The 21,645-nt window shown below is 63.1% G+C and carries 9 protein-coding genes; 1 reads left to right on the top strand and 8 read right to left on the bottom strand.

Annotated features, from left to right (window positions below; translation table 11 throughout):
- Positions 1–53: 53 nt before the first annotated feature.
- The 7 genes from ACSPX5_RS10850 to ACSPX5_RS10880 all read right to left on the bottom strand — a co-directional run bounded on the left by ACSPX5_RS10850 (position 54) and on the right by ACSPX5_RS10880 (position 7,871).
- A complete protein-coding gene (locus tag ACSPX5_RS10850) occupies positions 54–1,457 on the bottom strand; it encodes an ABC transporter substrate-binding protein (protein WP_439821673.1) in 1,404 nt (467 codons plus the stop codon).
- Between the two features lie 233 nt (positions 1,458–1,690).
- Complete coding sequence (locus ACSPX5_RS10855) at positions 1,691–1,936, bottom strand: 4Fe-4S dicluster domain-containing protein (RefSeq protein WP_003225615.1); 246 nt, start codon at positions 1,934–1,936, stop codon at positions 1,691–1,693.
- A gap of 25 nt (positions 1,937–1,961) precedes the next feature.
- Positions 1,962–3,692, bottom strand: coding sequence for a fumarate reductase/succinate dehydrogenase flavoprotein subunit (locus ACSPX5_RS10860; RefSeq protein WP_439821674.1), 1,731 nt, complete (start codon positions 3,690–3,692; stop codon positions 1,962–1,964).
- Positions 3,693–3,694: 2 nt separating this feature from the next.
- Complete coding sequence (locus tag ACSPX5_RS10865; RefSeq protein WP_169430637.1) at positions 3,695–4,441, bottom strand: GntR family transcriptional regulator; 747 nt, start codon at positions 4,439–4,441, stop codon at positions 3,695–3,697.
- Between the two features lie 216 nt (positions 4,442–4,657).
- On the bottom strand, positions 4,658–5,626 hold the full coding sequence (locus tag ACSPX5_RS10870; RefSeq protein ID WP_439821675.1) for a Gfo/Idh/MocA family protein: 969 nt from the start codon (positions 5,624–5,626) through the stop codon (positions 4,658–4,660).
- Positions 5,627–5,659: 33 nt separating this feature from the next.
- Positions 5,660–6,547, bottom strand: a complete 888-nt coding sequence (locus tag ACSPX5_RS10875) for a Dyp-type peroxidase (RefSeq protein WP_439821676.1) — start codon at positions 6,545–6,547, stop codon at positions 5,660–5,662.
- A 292-nt stretch (positions 6,548–6,839) separates the two neighbouring features.
- Complete coding sequence (locus ACSPX5_RS10880) at positions 6,840–7,871, bottom strand: AraC family transcriptional regulator (RefSeq protein WP_169430640.1); 1,032 nt, start codon at positions 7,869–7,871, stop codon at positions 6,840–6,842.
- A 211-nt stretch (positions 7,872–8,082) separates the two neighbouring features.
- Here ACSPX5_RS10880 and ACSPX5_RS10885 point away from each other — a divergent pair, with 211 nt between their 5' ends.
- Positions 8,083–9,030 carry a SphA family protein gene (locus ACSPX5_RS10885; RefSeq protein WP_207865905.1) on the top strand — a complete coding sequence of 316 codons (948 nt, stop codon included), beginning with the start codon at positions 8,083–8,085 and terminating at the stop codon, positions 9,028–9,030.
- Between the two features lie 64 nt (positions 9,031–9,094).
- On the opposite strand, the gene ACSPX5_RS10890 is transcribed toward ACSPX5_RS10885, so the two are convergent.
- Positions 9,095–21,592: a filamentous haemagglutinin family protein gene (locus ACSPX5_RS10890; RefSeq protein WP_439821677.1), complete on the bottom strand. Its 12,498-nt coding sequence runs from the start codon at positions 21,590–21,592 to the stop codon at positions 9,095–9,097.
- Positions 21,593–21,645: the final 53 nt, after the last annotated feature.

Raw genomic sequence — 21,645 nt, forward strand, 5'->3', positions numbered from 1 at the left:
GGCGGTCCGACGTTTCGGGAGGGTTAGGGTGAGGGAAAGCTTTTGATCTGCTGTTAGCGTGCGGCCACTGCCTGGGTCGTGGCATCGGTGAAGTCGAAGACCTTCCCACCCTGCGCCGAGGCAAATTGCTGCGCCTGCCCCTTCAACAAAAACGCGCTGAGCCGTCCCTTCGCATCACTGGCAAACCACGCCTGCTCCGCCAGCAACTTGATCCCGCTGTCACTCGCCTGCGCATACACCGCACGGATGTTCTTGCCCTCCGATTTCAGGCCGGCCAGCGCCGTGAACGCCTCTTCAGCCGAGGCATAACGCCGGACCTTGTCCTCCCCCCGCACCCAGATTTCCGCAACATGGCTGAAATCGCTGATGGTTTTTCCAGTCACCGTATCGACAGACTTCAGCGGCGTCTGCGCGTAGTTGGCCAGTTGCGCGGTGTAATCCAGACCGGAAGCCTTGAACGCTGCACGGATGTACTGATCGTCGATAAAGGTGTTCAGATCGAGTCCACGATCGGCTTTCTTCAGCAGCTTCAGCGTGTCGATGGCGGTGCCCACAGCCTGGCGATATTCCGGTTTCCAGCTCAGATCACGGGTCTGCACGCCGAGCGGGCCGTGGAACAGGTAATTGACCTCGGCATCGACGCCAGTGACCTTGGCAATCAGCTCGCTGTACTTCTCAGGTTCAGCGGCCAACAGTTGATTGGCCTCGATGCTTGCACGCAGGTAGGCGACGACGATTTCCGGGTACTGCTTCGCGTAGGCCTGATCCACCAGCGCACCGTGGAAGGTCGGCGCATTGGCCTGGGCGCCGTCGTAGATCTTGCGGGCGAAGCCACGGCTCGGGAACAGTTCGGCGAACGGCACGAAGTCGGCGTGAGCGTCGATCTTCCCGGCCTGCAACGCGGAACCTGCGACCTCCGGCGGCTGGGCGATGATGTTCACATCCTTCAACGGATCCCAACCCTGCTCTGCAACGGCACGCAGCAACATGCCGTGGGCGGTGGAGGCGAACGGCACGGAAATGGTCTTGCCCTTGAGTTCACTCAGTGACTGCACGCCCGACGCGCTCGGCACCACGATGCCGTTGCCGCTGCCCTTGATGCTGCCCGACAGCACGCTGATGAACAGGCTGTGTTTGCCGGCGGTTTCGAACGCCACGCCGTTGAACGCACCGGGGAAGTCGGCCATGGCGCCGAAGTCGAGTTTGCCGGCGACCATCTCGTTGGTCAGCGGTGCGCCGCTGGTGAAGTTCTTCCACTGCACGTCGTATTTGGCGTCTTTGTAGGCGCCGTCGTGAGGCAGGTATTTGTCGAGCAGGCCCAGCTCGCGAATCAACAGCCCGCCGGCGGCGCAGTTGATGGTGGTGTCCTGGGTGCCGATGGCGATGCGGATGGTTTCGGCCGAGGCCGACAGGGTGAACGAAGCCAGTACCAGACCGGCGATTGCTGCACGCAACATGGTTGAATCCCCTCGAATCATTTATAGGATGTTCGTCTCCGCCGCGATCAGGGCGCGGTGGGAAACGAGGGGTGTTTGGTGAATCCAGCGTCCGGGGTTTACGGATGGCTATCGGCTCGCTACAAACCCCCTGTGGGAGCGGGCTTGCTCGCGAAAGCGGTGTTTCAGTCAATAGTGATGCCAGCAATGCCGGCCTCTTCGGGAGCAAGCCCCCTCCCACAGTGGATTTGGGGTCATCGCAGGAGATAAGGGATGTCGACTTTGACGGCACCGGTCGGGCAGTCCTTTTCGCACGGCATGCAGTACCAGCATTCATCGAAGGCCATGTAGGCCTTTTGGGTGGCCGGGTTGATCGCCAGCAGGTCCATCGGGCAGACGTCGACGCACACGGTGCAGCCCTTTTCGGCGATGCATTTGTCCTCGTCCACGGTGACGGGGGCATTGGAGCGGAAGAAGATTTCCTGGGCTTGATAGGCCATGGTTCGGACTCTCTCTAGTGATGCATCAAGCGGCGTAAGCGCCGACCCGAAGGCGGTCGTAGGCCTGCATTTCCTCGGCATCGAGGGGGATGATGTAAGGCTCGACGGCTTTCTTGAAACTGGTCATGCGCCCGTCCTCGCCCTTCTTCAGGTGGCAGTGGCAGAACCATTCGCGGTCGTCCCGTTGCGGGTGATCGACGCGATAGTGGTACAGGCCCCAGCGGCTTTCGGCGCGGAACAGCGAGGCGCGGGCAGCCATTTCGGCGCAGTCGCGGATCACGCTGGTTTCCATGGCGCGCATCAGTTCGTGCGCGTTGTTGGCCTTCATCTCGTTGAGATCGCGCTCGATGTCGCTGAAGCGTTGCAGGCCGATTTCCATCTTCTTCGTCACTTTCGGCGGCTGCAGGTAATCGTTGACGAAGCGCCGCAGCTTGTACTCGACCTGCGCCGGCGGCAGCCCGTGTTCGCGATCCAGCGGTGCGTAGACCCGGGCCTTTTCCTTTTCGATCTGCTCGGTATCCAGCGCGGAGAACTCGCGCCCGGCGACAAACTCCGCCGCGTTGTTGCCCGCAAACCAGCCGTAGGTGAACGCACCAAGCATGTAGTTGTGCGGTACGGCGGCCATGTCACCGGCCGAGTACAAACCTTTCACCGAGGTCTCGGCCCGCTCGTTGACCCACACGCCGGACGCCGAATGACCGCTGCAAAAACCGATTTCGGAGATGTGCATCTCGACCATCTGCGTGCGGTAGTCGGTGCCGCGATTGGCGTGAAACTGGCCGCGACTCGGGCGTTCGTTGCTGTGGAGGATTTCCTCGATGTTCTGGATAGTTTCCTCGGCCAGGTGATCGAGCTTGAGGAACACCGGGCCGTTGCCGCTTTCCAGTTCCTGATGGAATTCCCACATCATCTGCCCGCTCCAGTAGTCGCACTCGATGAAGCGTTCGCCCTTGTTGTTGGCGGTGTAGCCACCCAACGGACCGGTGACGTAGGCGCAGGCCGGGCCGTTGTAGTCCTTGATCAGCGGGTTGATCTGGAAGCACTCGAGGTTCGCCAGTTCAGCCCCGGCGTGATACGCCATTGCGTAACCGTCGCCGGCGTTGGTCGGGTTTTCGTAGGTGCCCATCAGGTAACCCGAGGACGGCAGACCGAGTCGCCCGGCCGCGCCGCAAGCAAGAATCACAGCCTTGGCCTTGATCACATGGAAGTCGGCGGTGCGGCAGTCAAACCCCATCACGCCGTTGACCGCGCCCTCCTCGTCAGTCAGCAAACGGGTGCAGACCAGTCGGTTGGTGATGCTCACCCGCGCACGCTTCAACTGGCGATACAGGACTTTCTTGATGTCGTGCCCTTCCGGCATCGGCAGCACGTAGGCGCCCATGTGGTGGACTTTTTTCACCGCGTAATCGCCGGTTTCGTCCTTCTCGAACTTCACGCCCCAGCGGTCGAGCTGCTCGATGGTTTCGAAACTGTGCGTCGCGTAGGCGTACACCGCTGCCTGATTGACGATGCCGTCGTTGGCGATGGTGATTTCCTTGGTGTACTGCTCGGGTGTGGAGTGGCCGGGAATGATCGCGTTGTTCAGGCCGTCCATGCCCATGCTGATCGCGCCGCTGCGCTTGACGTTGGCCTTGTCGACCAGCAGCACGCGCAGGTCCTTGTTCTTTTCCTTGGCCTTGATCGCCGCCATCGGGCCAGCCGTGCCGCCGCCGATCACGACGATGTCGTATTCCTGCTCTAAGGTGTTGCGGGTCATGGTCAGGCCCCTTTTTGCCGGTCGATCCGCAGGCGGTACTGGAACGCATCGCCACGGTAGTAAAGGTGTTCGAAGTCCAGCGGCCGGCCGTGGGCGTCGTGGGTCAGACGTTCGATACGCATGATCGGCGAGCCGGCCTCGACGTTCAGCGCCTGGGTCAGGTCGCTGTCGGCCAGCACCGCGTCGATGGCCAGATCCGCGTGGCCGAGGGCGATGCCGCAGTCGTTTTCGAGGATCAGGAAGATGTCGCGGGTCACCAGATCGGCCTTCTCCAGCCGCTCGCCGACGGCTTTGGGCAGGTAGGTGATTTCCAGCGAGATCGGCTCGCGGTTGATCAGCCGTACACGTTTGATCTGCGCGACGATTTCGCCTTCGGCGACCTGCAAACGCTCGGCAACCAGTTTGTCGGCGGCGATGAATTTGAAGCTGCGCAGGCGGTTGATCACCTCGTAGCCACGACCGGTCATGGACTCGGCGAGGCCTTGCAGGGTGCTGACGTTTTGAAAGGTCTTGGGTTTGGCGACGAAGGTGCCTTTGCCGTGGATCTTGAAGATCAGCCCTTCTTTCTGCAGATCGCCCAGGGCCTGGCGCACGGTGATGCGGCTGACCTTGAACAGCGTGCCGAGCTCGCTTTCGGACGGCATCTGACTGTCTTGCGGGTATTCGCCGTCGAGAATGCGGGCGCGCAGCACGTCGCGCAGTTGGGTGTGCAGCGGGACGCTGCCCAGGGAGAGAACGTTATCGGTCATCACGGGATCACTTGTCATAACGAGTTATGACGTGATCTTAGAGACGTTATGACAAGCTTGAGAAATACCGAATGAGCATAAGGTTAGATGCGCACAAAATACTGTGGGAGCGAGCCTGCTCGCGATAGCGTCGGGTCAGTCAACACTTTCATCGGCTGACAGTCCGCTATCGCGAGCAGGCTCGCTCCCACAAGGAAAGGTGTGAAGCCTGAAAGTTCAGTGGCGCTTGAGGATTTGATCCATGACCCAATCGGTCTTCAGGGCCTCTGCGGCAACGGCCGGATGCTGCGACTCACCGCGAATCTGCGCGTTCATGCCCAGTACGTGGTGCCACTGGATGTGTTCGTGATGAGGGATTTCCAGGCTGATCTTCTCATCGGCGTGCAGCTCGACCGGATGCTCGTCGAACACAGAGAAACGAATCCGCCCTTGGCTGCCAATGATCTCGACCCGATCCTCGCGCCGGTCCGCGACAAAGCTCCAGCAACCCATGCCCAACGCGCCGGATGCGAATCGCCAACTCGCACTGACCGCGTCTTCCGCCGCGTACAACCCGGCCTGACGCGCCGTGAAACCGGCGACTTCAACGATGTCGCCAAGCAGATACTGAAACAGGTCGAATCCGTGACTGGCCAGATCCGCGAAATAGCCGCCACCGGCCACCGTCGGATCGGTGCGCCAGTTGTCGCTGCCGTCCAGATCCTTGGGCGATGGCGCCTTGGTCAGCGTCCAGCTCAGGTGCCGCACCTCACCGATGCGCCCTTGTTGCAACCATTGCCGAACCTGCTGGAAACGCGGCAGCGAACGGCGGTAATAGGAAACGAACAGATGCAAACCGGCGTCGGTAAACACCTGCTGCATTTCGCGGCTTTGCCCGACGTTGAGCGCCATGGGTTTTTCCACGCAGCAATGCTTGCCGGCGGCGGCAACTTTCAGGCTGTAGGCGTGATGGCTGTCGGGGGGCGTGGCGATGTACACCGCGTCCACCTCGGGATCGTTGATCAGGGCATCGACGTCGGTGTAAGTCCGGGCGATGCCGTGGCGCGAGGCGTAATCGCTCACCGCTTCGAGACGTCGCCCCATCACCGCCACCAACGCCGAGCCGGGGGCCTTGTAGAAGGCCGGCCCGCTCTTGCGTTCAGCGACGCTGCCGCAACCGATCATGCCCCAGCGCACCACGTTCATCGCCATTCCTTGAGCCTCGCCATTGCTTGGGTCTTAGACGATACGCAGTGCGCGCAGATCGAGGTGGCCGTTTTGCAGCGGCGGGCACCAGTAGTAGCCGCCGGTGATCGGCCGGCTGATGCGGTACAGACCGTCGGTGATGCCGTCTTCCAGACCGCTCATGCGGCGCAGTTGCGCTTCAAAGGCGTCGAGGGAGAAACCGAACGCGAGGAACATCAGGCCGGCGCGGTCGCCTTCGATCCACGGCATCGAACGGCGCACGACGAACGCTTCCGGGGCGAAGCTTTCCTGGGCGGTGCGCTTGACGTGGGCGGACACCGGGGCATCGTCGATCTCTTCGTTGTCGCTCAGACGACGGCCCATGATGTTGTCCTTGTCCTCGGCGGACAGTGCATGGAAACCCTTGAGGTCGTGCTGCCACTGCTGGATCGCGGCAAAACTGCCGCCGACCAGACCGTCGGCGCCTTCACTTTGCAGTGCGGTGGCGATGGCGGCTTCGTCGTGGGGGTTTTCGGTGCCGTCTTCATAACCGGTGAGGTCATGGCCGTCCTTGTGGCGGAAGGCTTCCTGCATCTGCACCAGGCGCAACGCCGGGGCCAGGGCGGCCTCAAGCGCAGTGCTGCGGTTGAGCAGATCGCCACGGTCGACGCCGTGCAGCCACACCCACAGGGCGTGCTGGGTCGACGGGTTTTCCACGCCAACGCCGGTCAGCGCCGGGAAGCTGCGCAGGCCATCGATGGTCACATTCAGGGCCTTGGCCAGGGATTCACCGAAACCGACCACCGCCGACTTGCCGTCCACCAGATTCAGCAGGTTGTCGATCGCCTGCGGCAGCGCTTCAACCGACTCGAGGGCGAAGAACAGGTGACGTGCTTGCGGCGGTACAGGGGTGGCGAGGATGCCCGGCTGGTAGTAACTCATGTCGACTCCTTGGAAAGAGCGCGGAGTTTAACTGTAGGCGGAGGGTTTGTGTGGGATTGAAATGGGTTGGATAGATTCAAAAGCCCCCTCACCCCAGCCCTCTCCCGGAGGGAGAGGGAGCCGATCCGGGAATATTGAAGATGGATTGCGACCTGAAAAAACGCCTGGGAATCCATAATTGACACAGAACTTTCAGGTCGATGTATCGCACAAGACAACTCGGTCGGCCCCCTCTCCCTCCGGGAGAGGGCTGGGGTGAGGGCGGCGTTTTGGTGAGGCCAGCGATTTCCGATCAAATCGAAGCACTGCGCCACGCACTCGGACTCTTCCCCGTCCAACGCTTGAACGCCCGACGAAAACTGCGCACATCGCTATAGCCGACTTCCTCGGTAATCCGCTCAATCGGCATATCAGGATTGGCCAGCAGACTCATCGTGCGCGCCTGGCGCACCTGCTCCAGCAACGCTTCGAAAGTCAGCGAGTGCTCGGTCAGGCGCCGGCGCAAGGTGCGGCTGCTCATGTTCAGGTCACCAGCAATCTTTTCGATGTGGCTGCCCCGGCTCAAGTCCCGGGCAATCGCCCGCTCCACAGCCTGGATCAGATCAAGTTTCTGATGAACCTGCGCCGCCTCCAGCTCCAGCAACTTGACCGCCTGACGCAGCGCCAGCGAATGATGATTGGGCAAATTCACATCCAGCCACTTCACGTCGATCAGCATGCGGTTGTGCAGGCAGCCGAAGCGCACGTCCGGCCCCAGCAGCCGCCGGTATTCATCGACGTAATCCGGCGCCGCGTGGACGAACTCCACGGCAATCGGTTGGAACGTCTCGCCCACCAGTGCCCGGCCGTAAACCAGCAGGCTGGCGTAAAACTCTTCGACGGCAAATATCTGCACCTCAGCGAACGGCAAGCGGCATTCCACGTCGACGTGCACCTGCTCACCCATGACATCCACGCTGATCACCACGATCCCGCCGGAGGTGTGCTGATGACGAATCCCCAGATCGAACGCATCGCGCAGGTTCTTGCACAGCGACAGCACATGCCCGAGCAATCCGAGTGTGCCCAGCACGTTCTGCGCACCGACCCACAGGCCCAATCCCTGATTGGGCAAGGCCTTCAGCGCACGCTGGATCATGGCCACGGCCTGGCGATAGGAAATGCGCTGCGAAGGGTCCTGCAGATCCTCGAAAGTAAAACCCAGGCCACGGCACAGGCTTTGCGGCTCTATGCCCTTGTTCGCGGCGACTTCAGCCAGGGTCTGCAGCAGAAATGGCGACACCAGCGCCAGATCGAAGGTGGGGTCTTGGAGTTTTGCATTCATGGGGGCTGACATTCCGGATCACGCTGAATTGTTATTTTTGTAACCGGTTATGTCGAAAGAAGTTAGCACAGGGTTGGCGGACTGTCCGCAGAAGCCCCCTTCCGTGTCCGCCAATACCCTGCCCCGTCGTGCGCCAAGGGCTTATTTCTATAGTGGCCGGACGTCCTGCGTGCCGGCGTTGCGCCCAAACACAATAATAATGAGGACGGACATGACCCCGAACCGCGCGACATTCCCTGTGCGACTGGCGCTGAGCCTGCTTGGCGGCGCCACCGCCCTGCCGGCCCTGGCCACCGAAGCCGGCGTCGACAACATCGGCCCCGGCACCGACGGATTCTTCATGCTGCCGCTGGAAGTCGACAGCCTTCCGGAGAACATGGTCGCCTTCAACCTCTACTACAACCACTACAAGTCGACGAAGCTCAATATCAGCTCACTCGGCGGCAAAGTGCCGAACGTCGAGATCGAATCCACCGCCGTCATCCCGCGCATCGACTACCTGAGCCCGGTGCGGGTGTTCGGCGGACGTCTGGCCGGTTACATCGCCCAGCCGTGGCTCAAACAGGAAGTCTCGGTGTTCGGCCTGAGCGACACCCGCGAGGGCATGGGCGATACCACCATCGCTCCGATCATCCTGTGGGACATGGGCAAGAACCTGACCCTCGGCGCCGCCGTGGAAATCACCGTGCCCACCGGTGAATACAGCGTCGATCGCCTGGCCAACACCAGCAACAATTTCTACACCTACAAACCGCTGTTTTCCTTCACCTGGCTGCCGACAGACAAGACCGAAATCTCGATGAAGACCACCTACAGCTTCAACGAGAAGAACAAGGACACCGACTACAAGTCCGGGCAAATCTTCCACTTCGATTACTCGGCCAGTTACAAGATCACCGACGACCTGATGCTCGGCCTCAACGGCTATTACCTCAAGCAGACCACCGACGACAAACAGTTCGGCCACACCGTACAGTTCGCCGGCCAGGACGTTGATGACGGCGTACGCGGCAAGGTGTTCGCCATCGGCCCGGCGCTGCATTTCACCTTTCTCAAGTACGCCAGTGCGGAGATTCGCTGGGCCAGGGAGTTCGACGTGGAGAACCGGCCGGAGGGGGATATGTTGTGGGCGAAGGTGAGTATTCCGTATGCATTTTAAGTAAAAGAACCGCAAAAAAAGGGCGGCCAAACGGCCGCCCGAAGCGTACTGCACGAGAGTCCTTTTACAACGTCAGCTGTCCCCGCTCCTCCTCGGTCAACTGCTGTTTCGCCTGTTCGTCCAGCACCCCGGCGCCCAGCACCTGCACCGGGCTGTCGGGGTTGTAGCCCGGTGTTGGTGCGCGGCTGGCGCCGTCGCGGGTCGGGGCCAGTTGTTCGTTGCCGAAGCTGAGCACCTGTACGGTGAACACCGAAGCCTGATTCTGGCGTGACGCAGCTTGTTGCTGACGAGCGACATCTTCCGCTGCCTGGGTCGCGGATGACGCGGCGGAGCTGGCCGAGGTGATCGCCCCGGTGTTGACCGCCGCCACAACCGGCACGCCGGTCGCCTTGCCCTGCACCGAAATGTTCGCGGCATTGACCACTGTCAGCGCAGCGATGTTGACGTTGCCCGACACGCGAATCCCCGCTTCGCCGGCATCGATGGTGCCCAGCGGCGCGATCAGGTCGATGTCCCCCGGCTTCACTTCGGCAATCGGGTTGAGCGTGGCGATACCGGCGCCGGTGCTCGGCACCGATGGCGACAGGGTCACGTTGCCCCAGGTGTCGTAAACACGCTTTGGCGGGGTGTAGACCACCATGGTTTTCGAACCGCGACCGGCGTTGATGTCGCCTTCGGCGGACCAGCCAAGGATCGAGCCGCCAAACGTGGTCATGATTCGGCTCTGTCCGAGCAGAATGCTGCCCTGTGAATAGAGCTGAATGTTGCCCGAACCCTGAGTGATGATCCCCGCCGTCGATGGCGGCGCCGCGCCCTCGATGCCGAACACCTGACCACCGCCCGGCGTGAGCATCTGGATATCACCACCGAACAGCGTCTTGACCCCGGCGCCACCGTAGAGCGTGATATCGCCGTCATAACGGATCGCGTTACCGGCCACATCGGCAGTCGGGAACAACGCAGCGATTGCGTTGCGACCGCGCAGGTAACTGCCTTTGCGTGGACCATCGGCGTCGTTGTATTCCAGGCCTGCGGCACGCAGTTCGGCGAAGTACACCTGACGGGCGAAGATCGCCTGCTCGGTACCTGGCAGTGCAGCGAAGAAGGACTGCGCCTGCTCTGCGTTGCCGCTGAAGCCGTAGCCGAGGGTCAGCCAGCTCTGCAACTCCTCGAGATAGGTCTTGACCACTTTGCCCGGTTGGCCGTTGAGCGGTGCGTTCGGGTCGGCGAGGTTCTGCGGGCTCAGATAACGGGCGATGAACCGTGAATAATCCGGCCCCTGAGCGCCGGCGCCGGTCTGCATCACAATGCTTGCACCCGAACGATGATCGCCTGCGGCTACCGGTCCGATGCTGGTGATGCCGGCGCGATCCTCCATCAGGATATTGCGCCCGGCGTTGATATCCAGAAGACCCGGCCCCGCGATATCGAAGCTGCTGTACAGGATGTCGCGACCGGCGGAGATCCGCGAAATATCATGCAGGTTGGTGTGAATCAGCAGGTTGCCTGACGATGAAATGGTTTCGTTGTTCCAGCCGATTTCCGACGGTGCCGTTGCCGGTTGGCCCAGGTGGGTGCCGGACGCCACGATATCGCGCCCGGCCAGCATCCAGACAGGTGCAGCGCTTTCGTACCAGGTGCGCAGCGAGGTGCCGAAACGCAAGGTTTCGCCGCTGCGAATGCCCACCAGATCGCCTGTCAGGGCGTAGAAGCGGGCGGGTGCCTGAACGCCGCTGGTTCCCGAGTAACTGTCGGCACCGAATGCAAACAACGGATAACGCACGTTCAGGCTCGGGGCAATGCCGTCGCTGTTGTAGTTGCTTGTGACCGGCCTGCTGGAACCGTATTGCGCATAACCGGTAAACGCCGGCGCGAACGGCGTGGCGATGGCGGACAGACTGGCGCCAGACTGGTTGATCGCGTAGCCGCCGGCGTAGATCGAGTTTGCGGCCAGCAACTCCAGTTGCCCGGCGCGGGAAGGGGCCAGCACGAGCGAGTAAGCCGTCGCGGCGGAAAACCCGCTTGCCCGGTAAGTGGCCGAAGGGCCGGCATAGATGGAGCCCTGCCCCGCTACCGCGCGCAGGATCGAGGGGTACACGAAACGTCCGTCAGTGGGCGAGGTGTTGCGGCTGGCCAATGGGCCCTGGGTGTCGGTTTCACCCAGCTGTGTGCCAGGTGTCAGGTTGCCCCCCGCCGAGAACAGATCGATGGCCGTGTGATCGGTCCACAACGAGAAACCGGCCAATCCGCCACCGTCATGGGCGACGCCACTGGTATCGGTGAACGGTGTGGAGTTCTGCAGGCGCACCCTTGCCGGGTCGACCGCACCGCCCAGCACCAGATCGCCACGGGTAGTCAGGCGCATGCCGGAGTCGCCCGGGATCAGCACCAGGCCACCGGACGCGCTGCCAAGGGTCGAGGTGAACGGATCGAAGGCCCGGGTTTCACGAGGGTCCTGGAGGGAAGTGTAGGCACCGTATTGCAGATTGATACCGCCCAGCGCACCGCCCGACAGTTGCGCCGCACCGCGCAGGTTGATCAATGCCCCCTGCAGATCATGATTCGGTGCTCCCGTACCGCTTTCCCCTGCCCGTGCCTGTAATGACGGGTTCAACGTGCCGCCGATCCGAATGTCCATGTCGCCGCCACCGGTCAGTTGCAGGCTGCCGTCGCTGCCCACCCTGCCGGTGCTGCCCACCGCCACGATCAGCCCTTGGCTGCGTGGATTCAGGCTGCTGTCACCCAATGGCTTGAGCATGCCGCCATCGCCTCCGGCGCGCAGGCTGACGTTGCCGCCGCCCAGTGCGCCGAATCCGGTGAACCCCACCAGATAGGGGCCGGTGTCAAAGTCCGGGTCGGGCAGCGGCTGCGTGGCATAGCTGCCGAAGTTGATCCACCAGGCAGTCGGCACGTCGTTGTTGCCCGTCCCCTGCCGCCACAACCAGTTACCCACGGAGACACTGGAAACCTGTTCGCGCAGGTTCGCATCCCGAATGAATCCGCGACGCCCCAGGGTATCCCCCGAGACCGAGCCACCCGCACTGATCGTCAGGTTACCGCCCAGCTCCGGGTACCAGGCCTGATAAAGACTGTCGCTGCCGCCATTGACCCACTTCTCATAATCGGCGCCTTTGCTGCCGAGCACTGAACCGTTATCCGTGAGGGCACCCCGGCGCTGATTGAAGCGTGGATCGATATCCCGGGACTGAGTGCCCGCGGTGTAGACGCCAAAGGGCGAATCCATGCTCAGGTCACCGGCGGCCATCAGGTCCAGATCGCCGGTGCCGGTGCGCAACACGCTGAACATCTGGGTGTGCGGTGAAACGGTGATACCGCCCTTGTTCGGTGTGCAGGAGTTGGGGTCGGCATCGCACCAGAACAGCTCGTCATCCGTGACCGGTGTTCCCGGCGGCATGCCGGCGATGTTGTCCACCGCCCACAGGAACCTGGCGGGCGCGATGCAGGCACCCGGCAGGATGTCACACAGGTACAGTTCGTCATCGCTCACGACCTCCCCGGCCGGATACCCCATCGGGTTGCCCTCGGCCCAAGTGGTGTCGAGCTTTTTCTCCACCACTGTCAAACCGTAATGGGTATCGGCCAGGCGCAGGTTGCCTTCACGGGTCAACGGCTTCACTGCACGGCTGTCGGCGGCCTCCAGGTCAGACCCGGCCACCACCCGCATCGACCAGGACGTACTGCCCGATGGCAGCATGCTCGCCACGGCCCAGTTGCTGCCTTGCTGCGTGGTGCCGGAATAGCCGCGCAGCTCGATGAATGCGGTGCCGGTGGCCAGTACGACATCGGTCATGGACGGAATCAGCGAACCGCGCTGCAGCGCCAGTGCACCGCTCAATGTCACACCCGCCGTCTGATTGTCCGCACCGACCGTACCCGGCAACGGCACACCCTTGGGCCAGAGCATGGCCTGCAACGCAACCGCACCGTTCAATCGGGTACCGGCCCCCAGACGACTGCCGGCAGGCAGGATCACGCTGTCGCTGAGCAGCGTACCGGCGGCGTACAGCAGATTGCCCGATGCGTCATGCACCGCGCCGGACAACACCGTGCCGGCATTGAGCGAATAGGGGCCAGCCAGCGTCGCCTGCGTCGGCAGCAACGTGCCGCTGACCAGGGTCACGGCTTGTATCGGCAAGTCGTAATTGAGCGTGGTGCCCGCCGGGAACCGCGTGCCCTCGGCCAGCGTTACGCCGGTGCCCGGCACGATCAGGTCACCGCCGAACGGCTGCACGCCCGGTAACAGCTTCCAACCGGCATCGTCGACCGTTTCCGGCGGTGGTGCGAAGCCATCGTTGAGGCTGCCGTAGATATCGAGATTGCCACCGGCACGCATCACCAGGCTGCCGGACTCGCCGGAACCATAGACCGAGGTTTTCTGTGTGTGCCGATTGAGGCTGGCATATCGGTAGCGCGACAGGTCGATATCGCCTTCCACCACCAGATCGCCATCGGCGGTTTGGCTGGCAATCTCGACCCCGGGACGCAAATGGAACACGTCGGCATAGGTCGCGTTGTTCAGCCCCGCCAGTTTGCGTTGCAGCAAGTCGCTGTTGCTCAGCGCGGCACTGATGAATGTGCTGCTGTCGCCATCGATGCGATCGAACAGCGCTTGATCGATCACTTGATAAGGGCGGCCGCTGGCCGCCGGATCGGCGCCGTCACGGGCATCGGTATAACGACGCATGCCGTTGAGGCCGATGGAGCGTGCCCCCTGAATGCTCAGCGCTCCGCTGGCATCGATGGCAATGTCGCCAACGCCCAGGCGCGGCGCATTGAGTTCCAGCGTGCCGCGCGCCACCCCGTCGTTCTGCCCCGGCAGTTTGCCAACGGTCGCGTCGGTGCCGTGACGCAAGTCGAACCGGGTGCCAGAGGCCAATGTCAGCAATCCTTCGCCGGAATTGAGCTCGACCACGGCGCGATTCGGTGCGTCGATGATCTTGCCGTAGCTGTCGACCCGCAGAATCCGGCCATGGGCGTCCAGCACGGCATTGCCGGCGAGTGTCAGACCGTTCTTGCCGGACAGCCGGATGCTGCCAACCCGCTCGCCACTGGCATCGATCAGACCGGCAACCGAAAGGCTGCCATTGTCCACCGAGACATTGATTTCACCGGCCTTGAGGCCGTCGCCGATCAGCAGGCTGCCCTCTTTGAACTGGAAACTGCGGCTGCCGAACACGTGCCCGGCGTTCAGACGCTGGTTGAGCGCCGCGAATTGCCCGTTCAGATCACCTCCCAGATGGCGAGCGCGCAGATCCACACCGGCGGCCTTGTACGGCACCAGCGTGCCGCCAGCATCGTAATAACCGCTGCTGGCGCCGAGGATCTCTCCCTGCAGATCAACCACGCCCGCATTCTCGGCCAAGGCGACCGCACTGAGATGGCCGGCCTGATTGTTCTGCGCCGACAGATCGATCCGCGAGCCAGCCGCCTGGCGAATATTGCCGCTGTGGCTGAAGAGCGACACGTCGCCGCCCCAGCTGTATTTCTTCACATCGTTGAACGGCAAGGTACGTCCGGCCAGATCCAGTTGTGCGTCGGCGGTCAGCGTCAGGTCATTTTCCGCCTTGACTACCAGCTTGCCGCTGGCCAGCGCGATACGGCTCTCGAGCACCACGTCATGGGCATCGAGTGTCAGTTGCGCGCCCAATGCATTGGCCACTGCGCTAGCACCGGCGCCCTTCAGGGTCAGGCTGTCGCCGGCCTTGAGCGAGTTGACCGAAGCCGCTTCACCGGTCAACAGCGGTGTGCGCAGATTGAGGTTGCCGCCGGTGTAAGCGTATCCCTTCAGTGGATCGTAGGCGCCCTGCTCCTGGTACACCGCGAGGCTGCCTTTGTGGTTGGCGGTAATGCGTTCGCTGGCCGTCAGATTCACGTTGGCGAAGCCCAGTGCCAAACGATTGTTCTGGTCCAGCCCGCTCGGTTGCGGGTTCGGGCCGTAGCCGAATTCGATACGTTGTGCCTGGATATCCAGCGTGCCGCGACCGGTCCCGGCGCCGCCGCTGACCACCGCACCCGGCGCCTGGGGCGCACCGTTCCAGATCAGACTGGCAGTGCGCAGAGTTGCCACATCCGCAGCCTCTCCCAGACCGTAGATCGCCGGCGTCGTCAGCACCAGGTTCTGTAGCTTGCTGCTGCCCGTCTGTGGGTCGAGCGTATCGAGCGTCACGCTGCCAAAGAAATTGAACGAGTCCCGAGCCGTCAGGCCGAGGGATTCCAGTGCCGGCGCACCCAACCGGGTATCGCCTTGAAGCAGACGGTCGAGCACACGCTGGCTGAGTGTCAGGCCGACCGGTACACGTCCCGCACTGTCGGACAGTGCCTGAGCGTTCCCGACGTTGACCGCGCCGACCGCCAGGCTCAGGTGTCGGGTGCCGAAACCCACTGAATCCGCCAGTTCGAAGCGATTGTCGGTGGCCGCGGTGATGCTGCCTCGGGAATACAGCGACGTCGCCGCCGTGCACGGCTCGACCGCACAGGTGCCGATGCGGATGCTGCCCGCGCCATCGGTTCCGACCGCCTTCGCCGGCGCCAGCATCGTGGTCCGGCCGTTGGACACCAGCAACACGCTGCCAGCCCCGGGTTGATAGACAAATCCGGCGGTGGCGTCGTAAGGCACGTCACCGCGATCCAGTGTGATGATGCCTGCCCCCGCCTCCAGGGTGATGCCTGCGTCAGTCTTCTGGGTTCGCAGCAGTACCTCCGGTGCGGACAGCACCGCGCCTTCACGCAGGACGATGTGGTTGGAATTGCTGCTGCCGAAAGAAACGATATTGCCGCCAGAGCCATAATCCACTGTCGGCACGGCACCGATGGCCAGGCGTCCAGCCTCCAGGTTATTGAGACTGTCGGCATACAGCGAAACGCCGCTGAAATCCTTCGTGCGTGGCCGGCCCGCTCCCAGCACTTCGAGGGCACCGCCCGAGGCGCGAATGACAGCGGTTCCCGTCACGCCGCCCTCCGCAGGCTTGAACAGCACCTGGCCGTTGAAGTCCAGCGCCACCTCTCGATCTGCACCGTTTTCAAAGCGCAGATCGAGGGTTTTTCCATCCATCGGCGCCAATGCCCGTGGTACCCCCCGACGTGCGGCATCGCTCTTGATGAACGCGGTAAAGCCGGTTTCGTTGTATTGCGAATAACGGCGCAAGACATCGGCCGACGTCAGGATGATCGCACTGTCAACGCTGTCGCGCAGTCCGGTATTGGCAATCGACATCCGGCCGCTGGCAGCCCATGAGCCGTTGCGCATCGGCAATGTGCCGCTTCCCGGCGCCGCCACGACCTGACCATTGACCTCGACCCGGAACGCACCGGGCAACAGCGCGAACGTCGATGGCAGCAAGGTATAGGTTCCGGCCGCCAGGCCCGGCACGCCGACGCCGAGGGTGATGCGTTGGCCGACACGGGGATCGACCGCCCCCGCCTCCGCGAGCACTGGTGCATAAAGGCTATGATCGCCCGGCACAATCGCGTAGACCGGGTTGCTCGCCAGCCCCGGCAGGCTGAAAGTGCCGTCGCTGGCGTTACGCACCAGCGGGTTATAGCGCGCATCGGTGGAGCCGCCGCGACCCGAAATGAACCCGGCACCGCGCAAATCACCACCGCCGGAAAGATCGATCACTGCACCTTGTGCCACATCCACGTATTGCGACTGCAGGGTCACCCCGGCCGAGAGGCCGGCGATGCCTTTCAACAGCACGGAGCTGCCGTTGTAGCGGTAGTCGATGCCGTCAGTGGTGCCACCGTAAGGCATGACCAGCCCGGCGCCGCTGACGGACGTAAGGCTGCCGGGCAGCAGATGGATTTCGCGGGTCAGCACCGACCTGGTGCTCTCGCCCAGCGTGATCAGGCCCAGCGGCGCGCGCAGCACTCCGCCCTGCTCGATACGGCTGGCGGCCAGCGTCAGTTCGCCGAACACCGAATACGGCAATGCGCTGGGCGCCGCGCCCTGCGCGAGGATCCGCAACGTGCCGTCGGAAGGCGCCGTTTCCTGCTGGAAACCGGCCCTGACCCGGGCCCTGGCACCGGACACCGGATAGATCTGTGCCGCGCTCAAATTCAGGTCGCCCGCCGCCCACAGCTCGGTCAGCGGTTGTGTGGCCGAGGCCAGAAAACGCATGTCGCCCTGGCTGGCAAGCGACACCTGCGCAAAACCTCGGCGACCGACCTGCACCGCCGGCGCATTGAGTTGCACGATCGAACCCAGAGTGCCAAACGAAAGGCTGTTGCCGATATCCAGCAGGTTGGCCGACGCACTGAACTGCGCTGCCGACAGATTCGGGGTCGGTGCGTTCATGACCCTTGGACGAATGAACGCGTTGGAGCCGTAATAGACCCCGGGCCCCAACAGGCGCAGAGAAGGTGCGAAAAGGTTGATCCGGGCATTGTCTTTCGCGTGTTCGGCCAGAGACAAGGCACCGGCATACAGGCTCAGGCTCTGGTTGAAATGCAGGTCGACATCGCCGTCGAATGAAATCAGTCCGTTGCTCAGCAGCCCGAGATTATCGAAACCGCCGCTCATCAAGGTGTCGGCACTCAATCGTGTGCGTCCGTAGACCAGGCCCGGTGCGGCGTCTCCCGGTTTCAGGCCGGCCGCCAACGGCGATTCGACCGCCCCCTGGCCGATCACGATTTCCCGGGGCAGACGCACTTCGTCAGTGGCTTCACCGATGCGGTACAACGGGGTTTCCAGGGCAATGTCCAGTCGACCGCCGGCGGCGCCGGCACCACCGGCAGCGGCCCGCAACCGGCCGTCGATGAACAGGCCGTTGTAGGAACTCAGGGAAATCCTTCCGCCATCGGTGGCGACCGCCGTCGGCCCCTGCCCGGCGATATCCAGCACCGCCGCGGCACCGGAGGCGTCCAGGCGGGCGCCATTGCGCACGATGACGTAAGCATCGGCAGAGGTGGCAGTGGCTTTCTTCGCATCGAGCTCACCGCCGATGACGATGCTGCCACCCTTGCCGACCAGACCGTAGACGCGCCCCAATGCATCCACCGCCGTAGCGGCACGCGCGGCCACGTCCAGTACGGCGTGCTCGCCGATCCAGATAGAACGGTTATGCGCCTGTCGCGCAGCTTCTTGCTGGCTGTCGGCAGGGTCCACCGAACCGAACTGCTGCTGGCGAATATCGATCGTACCGCCCCAGGCATTCAGCTCACCGTCAACGGTGATCTGTCCGGGCCCGCGCAAGCCGATTCGTTGGCCAGGATCGACGCTGATCCGTGAGCCGGTGCCGACAACCAGCGTGGACTTGACCGGATCGAGCAGATTGGGATTGCTCGATCCGGCCTGCAACGACAGGCTGGCGCCGCCGCGCTGAGTCAACACAGCCTTGGTCGGGTTCTCCTGGAACAGCGTCGGCGTCCACAACTCCAGCGCCGTGCCTGGATCGACGCCGCTGACCCGGTCCGACGCCTGAGCACCGAAACGATAGACCGGCATCGTGACGTCGATCCGTGTGTCATCGACCACGCTCAGCCCGTTCAGACCGATGATGTTGTAAGCCGAAAACCCTTTCTCGAACAGGCTCGGTGACAACTGCAGGGTCGAATCGGCGAGTTTTTCGTCCGTCTTGCCGATCAGCACCTTGCCGGCTTGCACCAGCAGCGTGCCGCCACCGCTCACACCGTAGCCGCGCATGTCGCCGTCAAGACGCAGTGTCGCCGCGTCCGCAACAGTGTTGGCGCTGGACTCCAGCGTCAGGCTGCCACCCTTGCCGTCCCGGGTCTTGCCGTTGGCCAGCACCGCGCCGCCGGACGAAACGTCCAGCAGACTGCCGGCCTGGACATCGATATCGCCGCTGCTGCGGATCGAAATCAGACCACCGTTCAAGTAGGCCAGGCCCGCAGCGTCATCCGGGTTGGTGGACAGGTTGCTCCACACGCCACGGGTATCGAGTTGCACGCCCTTGGCCACGGCCACCCGGGTCGGATGGCCCGCAGGCGCGGTGATCCGGGTATCGGTCGTGGAGTTGGTCTGCAACTGATTGAGCACGTTGCCCAAGTGCAGGCTGCCGCCCCGGGCGATCAGATCGGCACTGACCTGCACATCCGGGCCATACAGGGTGATGTCGCCTCCGGTGTCGACCGTCAGCGCCTGATTGACGTCGATACGGTCCCGGGCCGCAACCTTCAATGCACCCAGGTGCCATCCATTGAGCTGATCGGCATCGAGGAACAGCTTGCCCTCGCGGCTCTCGGACACCGCCGAGAGCACATCCGGAACACCGTCATCGATGGGTTTGTCAGCACCGATCTGCACTTGATCGAGCAATGGATTGAGACCGTACAACAAGCCTCCGGCCGACGCGACATAGGCCGGGTCGTAACTGCCGACGATCAGTTGTCCGCGCCGCGCCAGTGCGGTCTGGCTCTGCTCATAACCGTCGAGTACCGCACGCGGCGTCCGGGTCTGGCGTTCGCCCTGATAGACCTCCCCGAGCATCTGCCCGTCGAGCAGCGCATTGCGGGTCGCGATCACCAGTTGTCCGGCATCGCGGCCCACGGTGTAACCCGATTCCTGGCGACGGGGCGGGGCAATCAGCGGGTTGAAGTAATAATCGGTCTGCCCCCAGCGCTCGCTGCTGTCTTCGTAACCCTTGTACAACCCGGTGTAGAGAATATCCCCCGGTGCCCGCGAGACTTCGTACAGACGCCCATCGGCACCGCGCAGCCAGCTCTGGCGGATATCTCCGCTTTGCACATCCAGGGTGCCGCCGGACAGGTTGATCAACGAGCCTTTTTCGGTCACCACATCGTTGCCGGCAAAACTGACCATGCCCCCCTGCGCCATCCACTCACCAATACCGTGGCCCTGGGTGCCCAGATAGCCGCCGACTTCCAGCAGTCCGCCGGCGGTGTACCAGCGGTCGGTTGCATAGCCGTTGGTGCCGGCCGGCACGTACACCAGTTCGCGCACATCGACCCACACATCATTGCTGTTGAGCGCGCCCTTCTCGCGGTTGACCGACGAATCGCGCTGCTCGTTGCCCTGCACGTTGATCTTGATGTTGTTGGATTCCATGGCGACCTTCACGCCAATGGCCCCCGACACATCGATCAGCGCACCGTTGCGTACCAGGCTGCGAAGCCCCGCCGTGACAGCGACCTGCCCGCCGGTGGCCAGAGTGATCGAACCGCTCTGGAACTCGACACTGCCGCCACTCTGGATATCGATGCGCGACTGGTCGCCACGCACCCTGTTGTTGGCGTTGACACCGGTCAGCGCGGCTTTGTGCTGGCTGTCCAGCGCCGTCAGGTCGCTGCTGTCGAGCAGGATCGCCGTGGCACTGCCCTGCCCCAGCGTCACGCGGCCGCCGGTATCAGTGGCCGGATTGAGCAAGTGAAGGGTGCCGCGGGTCGACACGGAGGTGCTGGCCAGCAGCACACCGTTCTGCTGTACATCGTGGCCGGTCAGGGTGATGTCACCGGTGGCCGCCTGGATCAAACCGTTGTTGCTGACCTTGCCGGCGCTGCTGTCGGCCTTGAAGCCCGGGACGACTTCGTTGCCGAAGGTGGTGGAAAAACCATTGCCCTCGGTACCCGAGCCTTTGCGGATATAGAAACGATCGCCAGCGCCGAGGACGGTCTGCCCCTTGGCGGTACCGATGTGGCCGTCGTTCTGCACCTCGCTGCCCAGCAGCAACGCATAGCCGCCGGCATCGGTGGATGTGGCGGGAGCATGCGTCTGAATCGATGCACCGCGCTCCACCAGGACCTTGCCGGCGGCTTCAGTGAAGGTCGGCTGACTGCCGCTGCTGTCGAAGTACAGACCGCGATCCCGGAACTGGATATCGGTGATATTGGCTGCCGCCGCCACCAGGTTGCGCACATTGACCTGGCTGGTGCCACTGAACACGATGCCGTTGCGGTTGATCAGCATCACCGTGCCGTCACCCTTGATCTGGCCCTGGATCTGGCTTGCCCGCGCGTTGGGGTCGTTGACCCGATTGAGCACCGCCCAGTTCGACTGCTGGGCGAACTCGACCGTGGTGTTGCGTCCGACGTTGAAGGTTTCCCAGTTGAGGATCGCCTTGTCAGCGGTCTGCTCGATCCGCACATGGGTCTTGCCATCGACCTGGGTCTGCTGCGGCCCCTTGGCGTTCTGCCAACCCTGGGTGAGGCTGTTGTCGACCTTCAAGCCCCCTTCGCCCAGACCGTCCGGCACCCATTGGACGGAACCGGATGCCACGGCGCGTCCGGCAGCCTGAGCGGCCTGCTGCGCAGCAATCGCCGCCACGGTGTTATTGAGTGTCTGCAACGAACGCTGCAATTGCTGGCTGGCCTTCTGTTGCTGCGCCAGAGGCGGCGTCATTCCCGGCAGACCAGCCGCGCCGGAAGCCGGACGTGCGGCGGATTGCTGTGCGGCGCCCTTGGCGGCAAACCAGCCCGAGCTGAACGCTGTCTGCGCGTGCGCGCTGCCCGCCACCAGGCACAACGCCACGGCCTGCGCCAGAGGCTTGAGCAACCACAGCGCCGGGTCCACGGCATCACGTCGGGAAGATTGAACGTCGGTAAGGCGGCGGGATGGGCGAGCAAGCATCACTACGAGATCCTTTTGATGGCCACAGGTCGGCAACAACCTGCTGTTACGAC

Origin of the sequence: Pseudomonas sp. HLG18 (assembly GCF_051903985.1) — a bacterium.
Taxonomy (GTDB): Bacteria; Pseudomonadota; Gammaproteobacteria; order Pseudomonadales; family Pseudomonadaceae; genus Aquipseudomonas; species Aquipseudomonas fluorescens_BT.

Bases quoted from the DNA above. Each gene is read 5' to 3' on its own strand.
- ACSPX5_RS10875 (WP_439821676.1), bottom strand. From the start codon at position 6,547: ATGAGTTACTACCAGCCGGGCATCCTCGCCACCCCTGTACCGCCGCAA.
- ACSPX5_RS10885 (WP_207865905.1), top strand. From the start codon at position 8,083: ATGACCCCGAACCGCGCGACATTCCCTGTGCGACTGGCGCTGAGCCTG.
- ACSPX5_RS10855 (WP_003225615.1), bottom strand. From the start codon at position 1,936: ATGGCCTATCAAGCCCAGGAAATCTTCTTCCGCTCCAATGCCCCCGTC.
- ACSPX5_RS10880 (WP_169430640.1), bottom strand. From the start codon at position 7,871: ATGAATGCAAAACTCCAAGACCCCACCTTCGATCTGGCGCTGGTGTCG.
- ACSPX5_RS10865 (WP_169430637.1), bottom strand. From the start codon at position 4,441: ATGACCGATAACGTTCTCTCCCTGGGCAGCGTCCCGCTGCACACCCAA.
- ACSPX5_RS10890 (WP_439821677.1), bottom strand. From the start codon at position 21,592: ATGCTTGCTCGCCCATCCCGCCGCCTTACCGACGTTCAATCTTCCCGA.
- ACSPX5_RS10850 (WP_439821673.1), bottom strand. From the start codon at position 1,457: ATGTTGCGTGCAGCAATCGCCGGTCTGGTACTGGCTTCGTTCACCCTG.
- ACSPX5_RS10860 (WP_439821674.1), bottom strand. From the start codon at position 3,692: ATGACCCGCAACACCTTAGAGCAGGAATACGACATCGTCGTGATCGGC.
- ACSPX5_RS10870 (WP_439821675.1), bottom strand. From the start codon at position 5,626: ATGAACGTGGTGCGCTGGGGCATGATCGGTTGCGGCAGCGTCGCTGAA.